This window comes from Pseudomonas sp. D2002, from assembly GCF_013385735.1.
GTDB lineage: Bacteria > Pseudomonadota > Gammaproteobacteria > Pseudomonadales > Pseudomonadaceae > Aquipseudomonas.
In genome coordinates, this window is record NZ_JACAPL010000040.1 from 1 (window position 1) to 378 (window position 378).

The 378-nt window shown below is 54.5% G+C and carries 1 protein-coding gene; it reads left to right on the top strand.

The window, feature by feature from the left end; genetic code table 11:
* On the top strand, window positions 1-378 hold a 378-nt coding region (locus HX783_RS29785), incomplete at both ends, for an immunoglobulin-like domain-containing protein (RefSeq protein ID WP_177019249.1).

Genomic DNA, 378 nt, shown 5'->3' on the forward strand with positions numbered 1-378 from the left:
GGCGCAAACCGACGTTACCGTGACGTTGAGCAACGGCCAAACCATCACCATTAAAGCCGGTGAAACCGTAGGTTCGACGGTGTTCCAGACGCCAGCGAACGACGTCTACAACAACGGTTCGACCGTCAGCACCACCATCGCCAAAACCGAAGGTGGTAACTTCGAGAACCTGGTCACGGATCCGAAGGCGGCTGAAACTACGATCACCGATTCGATCGATAACACCACGGTTTCCCTGACTGCTGATAAGGCGTCGGTAGTTGAAGGCGGTGAGATTACCTACACCGCGACCTTGACCAACAAGGCGCAAACCGACGTTACCGTTACGCTTTCGAATGGACAGACGATCACCATCAAAGCGGGTGAAACCGTAGGTTC